The organism is Pseudomonas sp. PA-4-8C, from assembly GCF_021606625.1.
Taxonomy (GTDB): domain Bacteria; phylum Pseudomonadota; class Gammaproteobacteria; order Pseudomonadales; family Pseudomonadaceae; genus Aquipseudomonas; species Aquipseudomonas lactis.
Map to the genome: position 1 here is coordinate 1 of NZ_WKCD01000366.1, position 4,541 is coordinate 4,541.

Annotated in this window: 5 protein-coding genes; all 5 read left to right on the forward strand. The window is 59.8% G+C overall.

Annotated features, from left to right (window positions below):
* Positions 1 to 37: 37 nt before the first annotated feature.
* The 5 genes from GIW04_RS28160 (at position 38) to GIW04_RS28180 (ending at position 4,235) form a co-directional block, all read left to right on the forward strand.
* Positions 38 to 220, forward strand: coding sequence for a rubredoxin (locus tag GIW04_RS28160; protein WP_236479427.1), 183 nt, complete (start codon positions 38 to 40; stop codon positions 218 to 220).
* A gap of 27 nt (positions 221 to 247) precedes the next feature.
* Positions 248 to 1,117: a sugar phosphate isomerase/epimerase family protein gene (locus GIW04_RS28165; protein ID WP_003190642.1), complete on the forward strand. Its 870-nt coding sequence runs from the start codon at positions 248 to 250 to the stop codon at positions 1,115 to 1,117.
* Between the two features lie 69 nt (positions 1,118 to 1,186).
* The gene (locus GIW04_RS28170; RefSeq protein WP_003190643.1) at positions 1,187 to 1,819 is read left to right on the forward strand and encodes a LysE family translocator; all 633 of its coding nucleotides are present in this window, start codon (positions 1,187 to 1,189) and stop codon (positions 1,817 to 1,819) included.
* A gap of 79 nt (positions 1,820 to 1,898) precedes the next feature.
* Entirely contained in the window at positions 1,899 to 2,957 is a 1,059-nt protein-coding gene (locus GIW04_RS28175) for a diguanylate cyclase (RefSeq protein ID WP_120248295.1), read from the forward strand.
* 48 nt (positions 2,958 to 3,005) lie between these two features.
* Positions 3,006 to 4,235, forward strand: coding sequence for a M20/M25/M40 family metallo-hydrolase (locus GIW04_RS28180; protein WP_120248294.1), 1,230 nt, complete (start codon positions 3,006 to 3,008; stop codon positions 4,233 to 4,235).
* Positions 4,236 to 4,541 lie beyond the last annotated feature (306 nt).

Sequence of the window (4,541 nt, forward strand, 5' to 3'; positions counted from 1 at the left end):
AAATTCCTGAACCCTAAGAAATGGATTTTGAATTTCAATGAAACCTTATATGGGCGAACCGAGAGGTTTTATGTACGAAGAAGAACTGGGTATTCCGGGGAACGGAATTCCAGAAGGCACCCCTTGGGAAGAGGTGCCTGAAGACTGGGCATGCCCGGATTGCGGCGTGACCAAGGCCGATTTCATGGCCATCAACCTACCCGAACCTCAAGAAGCCTGACCCGCCATCAACGAAAGGAATCGTCCCATGGACAGCAAACTGATCAACGCCACCGTCCCGTTCTGCACCGGTGTGGCCCACCAGAAATACCTGGGCGCCGAAAAGGGCCTGCAAACCGCCATCGAAGGTGACTGCACCCACTGGTACATCGACGGCAGCCTGTTCGGCGAAATGGTCGATGACTGGACCGAGGCGCGTATCGAAAGCCTGCAAGCGCAAATCGCGGCCACGGGGGTCAAGCCGGTTTTCCACGGCAACTTCAAGGCGCCGTTGGGCAGTGATGTCGAAGCCTTCCGTAGCGCGGCCGTGGAGTACGTGAAGAAGGAAATCGACATCGCCAGCCGCCTGGGCGCGCCGTTGATCATTCACGGTGGTTGCATCGTCGAGCCGAAAATGGTGTTGATGGCCAAGAAGGTTGCCCTGGAGCATTACCTCAAGTCGGTGCAGGAACTGGCGTTGTACGCCGAGGCCAAGGGCACGGATATCTACCTGGAAAACCTGTCCAACTACGTCAACTATCGGCCATTCCACTACATCTTCACCCATGAAGCGGAATACGCCTTTGTGTTCGAGCGCCTGCAAGCCCACAGCAATGTGTACTTCTTCCTCGATGCCGGCCACGCCAACATCGAGAACGGCCTGCCGGCAGAAGTGGTGCGCAAGTACCACCACCTGATCAAGGGCATTTCCTTCAGCAACAACAACGGCGTGCAAGACCAGCACTTCGGCATCCATGACGGCAACTGCGATTACGCCGATGTGCTGCAGGCTATTGTCGAGACTAACTGGAAGGGCCTGGTCGCGTTTGAAACCCGCAACCAGACCGCCAAGGCCGCCCTGGCTGACCTGGCGGTGATGTACCGCGACTCCCTGACCACCGAAATCGCCGTCGCCTGATCGGCCTGGGGCGGGCGCTGGCTGCGTTCGCCCCGTTGCTACTGTTTCTCTTTATTCAAGGTGCTGGCCATGACAAGTGCGTTAACCCTGTCTTCATTTCTCTACTTCCTGTTGTTTTGCGCCACCATGACCTTCAGCCCGGGCCCCATGACCCTGCTGTTGCTCAGCCTGGGCTTGAAGGACGGCCTGCGCAGTTCGATCCCGGCGCAGGTCGGCGCCAGTGTGTCGTACCTGATTTCGATCCTGATCTTTGCCGTGGGCTTTTCGGAGTTGATCAAGGGCAACCTCGCCGTTACCCAGACCATCCAGTTTGTCGGGGTGGCCTACATTCTTTACCTGGCCTACAAGCAGTGGACCAGCAGTGGCGTATCGATCAACAACGCCGGCACGGTTGAGGGCGCGCGAAGCCTGTTCGGCAAAGGGCTGTTGACCGGGTTTTCCAACCCCAAGACCATCATCATGTTCAGCGCCGTGTTCCCGCAGTTTGCCGGTGCTGGTGAACACAGCTCGGCGGCGGACATCGCCATTCTCGGCGCAACCTTTCTGTTGCTGCAATTTGCCAGCGGCTGCCTGTATTGCTATTTCGGCCAGCGCATCAAGCACGTGCTGGAAAACCCCAAGCGGCGCGTGCTGTTGCAGCGGATCACAGCCGTGTTGCTGCTGGGCGTGGCCTTGATGCTGGCGCGTGGGTTTTCGCACTGAAGTATTAGCCAATAAGCGGTAGTGGCGATTTGACGTTGCCCTGTTAGACTCCAGGCAATCACCCAGGATCGCCCCCACCATGCCAGCCGTCGGAGGAAAAGGACTTCCGCTCGCTTTGCGCTTGTACAAATCCCGCCTGTTGGGGCTGACGCTCGGCTTTGTGTGCGTGGCGTTCGGCATGTATCCGTTGAGCCCGCCCCTGTGGGTGTGGGCCTGGATGCTGATCAACGCCTTTGCGTGGCCGCACCTGGCTTTTCAATGCTCGTTGCGCTCGGCCAATACCTTGCGCAGCGAACGCCGCAGCCTGCTGTTCGATTCCTTTTGCGGTGGGTTCTGGGTTGGCGCGATGCACTTCAACCCGCTGCCCAGCGTCACCACCCTGTCGATGATGAGCATGAACAACGTCGCCATCGGCGGGCCGCGCTTCCTGTTTGCGGGTTGGGCGGCGCAGGCATTGGGGCTGGGCACCGCGCTGCTGCTGTTCACGCCTGGGTTTATCGCCGTGACTACCCAGGCCCAGTTGTATGCCTGCCTGCCGATCCTGATGCTGTATCCCCTGGCCCTGGGCTGGATCTGCTACCGCCAGGCCGTCACCTTGGCCCGCCACAAGCGCGAACTGCTGGCCTTGAGCCGCACCGACAGCCTGTCGGGCCTGCTCAACCACGGCGCCTGGAAGGACCACCTGGACCTCGAGTTTCAACGTTGCCGCCAAGGCCCGGCCGGTGCCGCCATCGCGTTGATCGACATCGACCACTTCAAGACCATCAACGACACCTACGGCCATGTGACCGGCGATATCGTCCTGCGCCAACTGAGCAAGGTGCTGCGCCAGAACCTGCGCACCACCGACCTGGCCGGGCGTTATGGCGGCGATGAGTTCTGCGTGATCCTGCCAGGCATGCCCCTCAACCGTGCCACCGAGGTGATGGAGGCCCTGCGCGGTCGCTTCAACGCCTTGGCCTACGCCCAGGACCCGACACTGCGGGTGAGCCTGAGCATCGGCCTGGCGCCGTACCAGCCGAGCCACGCCGACTCCATCAGTTGGCTCAACGATGCCGACCAGGCGCTGTATGAAGCCAAGAGCAGCGGGCGCAACCGGGTCAGCTCGGTACAGGGCAGTTGGTTGCGGTCAGTTTAGTGGGGTAGGGTGGCGGGGCACCCTCCAACAAAAAACAAGGATCGGTCCATGCTCTTCACCTTCCCGCGTACCCTGTTGGCCGCTACCCTGGCCTTGTCTTTCAGCCTGCCGGCCTACAGCGCCGAGCCTCATAAACAGATCCAGCAACAGGCCGAACAATACAAGGCCGAAGCCTTGAAGCTGCTGGAGCGCCTGGTGAATATCGACTCGGGCTCAGGCTACGAGCCCGGCTTGACTCAAGTGCGCGATATCGCCGTGGATGAGTTGAAACAGTTGGGTTTCACCATCGAACTGGTGCCGGATAAAGCCGCCAACAACAGCCATGTGGTCGCCACCCTCAAAGGCACTGGCAAGGCCAAGATCCTGCTGATGGCCCATATGGACACCGTATTCAAGGAAGGCTCGGCCGCCGAGCGCCCGTTCCACATCAAGGACGACCGTGCCTACGGCCCCGGCGTGATGGATGACAAGGGCGGCATCGTCGCGGGCATCTATGCGCTCAAAGTCCTCAAAAGCCAGGGCTTCAAGGACTACGCGCAGATTACCTTCCTGCTCGACGCCAGCGAAGAAACCGGGTCCGACGCCGCTTCCGAACTGATCCGCAACACTGCCAAGGGCCACGATGTAACCCTGAACCTGGAACCCGGTCGCCCCGCCGACGGCCTGGTGGTGTGGCGCAAAGGCAGCGCTACCGCCGTGGTCGAAGTCAAAGGCAAGGCCGCCCACGCCGGCGTCGCCCCGGAACTGGGACGCAACGCCGCCATGGAAGCCGCGCACCAGATCCTGCAACTGGGCAAACTCGGCGACGAAGACAAGAAAACCACCATCAACTTCACCGTGCTCAAGGCTGGCGACCGCACCAACGTCATCCCTGACCAGGCCACCGCCAAGGCCGACGTGCGTGCGGCCTTGCCGGAAGAATTCGACCGGATCGAGAAAGACCTGGCCCGGGTTTCAGCCAACAAATTGATCCCGGAAACCGAAGTAAAAACCAGCCTGCAGCGTGGCCTGCCACCGATGCCGCAGACGGCCGAGTCGGATAAGTTGGTAGCGATGGCCCAGGGGATTTACGGCGAACTGGGACGCAAGTTGACCATCGAAGGCAGCGGCGGCGCGGCAGATGCGAGCTTGTCCGCCGGGGTAGGCACGCCGACGTTGGATGGGTTTGGGATAGTGGGGGGCAACATTCATACGGCGGAGGAATATGCCGAGGTGGAAAGTGTGGCGCCGCGGGTTTATCTGTTGAGCCGGATGATTATGGAGCTTTCCAAGCGCTGATCAGATCGAACGAAGCGGGTTTGAATGTGGGAGGAATGCCCGTCAGGCAAACGCAGATCCCCTGTGGGAGCGGGCTTGCTCGCGAAGGCGGTGTGTCAGTCGCTGCATGTGTTACTGCAGTACCGCTTTCGCAGGCAAGCCAGCTCCCACATTTGAGCTTTGTTGATTTTAGCGTTGTGTTCGCTTGGCTTTGTCGGATTACTCGTCTGTTGTCGCTTCAGCGTGATAACGAATTAGACATTCAAGCAATGTTTTCATAAAGGCTCTGTTGTCGATGATTTCATCTTCGAAGTAAGTGTCGAAAAG